The following is a 2,200-nucleotide window of genomic DNA, read 5'->3' as shown; positions in this document are numbered from 1 at the left end:
GTATTCGTAATCGAGGTTATCGTAGCACCCCGGATGCTCTCGCAGCCGGAATAGCATCGCTTCTCCGATTACGATGACGACAACGACAACGACAACGATAACCATAAGTTCCGGATACCACGATGTCTGCATCGGCGGCGGCGACACTGTCCTTAAGTTCAGGGGCGAGAAATACGTCGAATGACGGCGCGGTGCGCAACGGCGATCCACCGCTGCGCGCCATCGGCCTGTGCAAGACCTTTAAGGTCGCGACCCGGACCTTGACGGCCCTGGCCGACGTGACCCTGAGCCTGACACCCGGCGTGGTAACCGGACTCATCGGCCCGGACGGCGCCGGCAAGACCACCTTCATGCGCCTGGCCGCCGGGCTCCTGGCCCCGGATGCGGGGCGCATCGAGGTCCTGGGTCTGGACGCGACCCGCGACGGTCTCGCGGTGCAGTCGCGCATCGGCTATATGCCCCAACGCTTCGGCCTTTACGAGGACCTGAGCGTCCAGGAAAACCTGGACCTCTACGCGGACCTGCAGGGCGTGTCGCCGGGCGAGCGCCCGGACCGCTATGCGCGCCTGATGGAGATGACGGGCCTGGCACCCTTCGGTCGACGCCTGGCGGGACGGCTCTCGGGGGGCATGAAGCAGAAGCTCGGGCTCGCCTGCACCCTGGTCAATCCGCCCCGCCTGCTGCTGCTCGACGAGCCCACGGTGGGGGTGGACCCGGTCTCGCGCCGCGAGCTCTGGGCCATCGTCTATCAGTTGGTGGCACAGCAATCCATGAGCGTGCTGCTCTCCACCGCCTATCTCGACGAGGCGCAGCGCTGCGCCCAGGTGATCCTGCTGCACCAGGGGCGGGTGGTCGACCAAGGTCCCCCCGCACACTTCAGTGACCCCTTGGCGGGCCGCACCCTGCGCGTGACCGGCGCGGCGGCGACGCGGCGCCGGCTCCAAAGCGCGCTGGCGCGCCGGCCCGGGGTGCTGGACGCGGTGCTGCAAGGCGAGTCGGTGCGGGTGGTGATGCAGGAGGGGGCGGCGCTCGACTGCGCGGCACTGGGCGAGCCGGTCCGCTGCGAGCCGGTGCCGCCGCGCTTCGAGGACGGCTTCGTCGCCCTGCTCCACGGCGGCCGGGAGGCGATCAGGCCCCCCCAGGTGCGGGTGACCCCGACCTTCACCGGGGACGCCATTGTCGTGACCGACCTGACCAGGCGCTTCGGCGGCTTCGTCGCGGTGCAGCGGGTGAGCTTCGCCGTGCGCCCCGGTGAGGTCTTCGGGCTCCTGGGGGCCAACGGGGCCGGCAAGACCACGACCTTCCGGATGCTGTGCGGCCTGCTGGCCCCGAGCAGCGGCGAGGTGCGGGTGGCGGGTCTGGATCTGCTCCGCGCCGCCGCCCGGGCGCGCGGGCGCATCGGTTATATGGCGCAGCGCTTCTCGCTCTATGCCAACCTCTCCGCGCGTCAGAACCTCGCCTTCTTCGCCCGCGCCTATGGCCTTGCGGGCGCGCGGGCCGCGGAGCGCATCGCCTGGGCCCTGGATGCCTTCGAGCTCGGGGACCTGGCGGGGGTGGAGAGCGGCACCCTGCCGCTGGGCTACAAACAGCGCCTGGCCATGGCCGCGGCCCTGCTGCACGAGCCGGACATCCTGTTCCTGGACGAGCCCACCTCCGGGGTCGATCCCCTGGCCCGGCGCGAGTTCTGGTCGCGCATCAATGCCCTGGCGGAGGGCGGGGTGACGGTGCTCGTGACCACCCATTTCATGGAAGAGGCCGAGTATTGCGACCGCCTCGCCATCATGGCCGCGGGTGAGGTCCTGGCCATCGGCACTCCGGCCGAGATCAAGGCGGCGGCCGCGCGGCTCGGGGAGCCGCCGCCGGAGATGGAGGAGGCCTTCATTGCGCTGATCCAGGCGCGGGAGGGATGATGGAAACGCATCGCGACCGATCAACATGCGGGCCTTGATCGTCGTTCCGGCCACTGGAGGTCGAGGCTTTACCGTGAAAGTCGCGCCGGGAGCGCGCTCCTCATCCCCCTCCCCCTCTGGGGGAGGGCCGGGGAGAGGGAACGGCCATGGCGCCCGCAACTTTCATCTTTCGGGGTGGCGCGGGCGCCATGGCCGTTAGCCGGATCAGGGCCGCTGATAGGCGCTGTCGGGCTAACGGTCATGGCACCCGCGCCACCCCGGAACATGAAAGTCCTCTCGACCGCTAGCTC

Annotated in this window: 1 protein-coding gene; it reads left to right on the top strand. The window is 69.8% G+C overall.

Annotated features, from left to right (window positions below; translation table 11 throughout):
• Positions 1–122 precede the first annotated feature (122 nt).
• Complete coding sequence (locus QZY48_RS29050) at positions 123–1,910, top strand: ATP-binding cassette domain-containing protein (RefSeq protein ID WP_295437216.1); 1,788 nt, start codon at positions 123–125, stop codon at positions 1,908–1,910.
• The last annotated feature ends 290 nt before the right edge of the window (positions 1,911–2,200 follow it).

The organism is uncultured Thiodictyon sp. (genome assembly GCF_903828115.1).
GTDB lineage: Bacteria > Pseudomonadota > Gammaproteobacteria > Chromatiales > Chromatiaceae > Thiodictyon.
The sequence above is the reverse complement of the archived record's forward strand: the minus strand, read 5'-3'. Positions and strand labels throughout refer to the sequence as shown.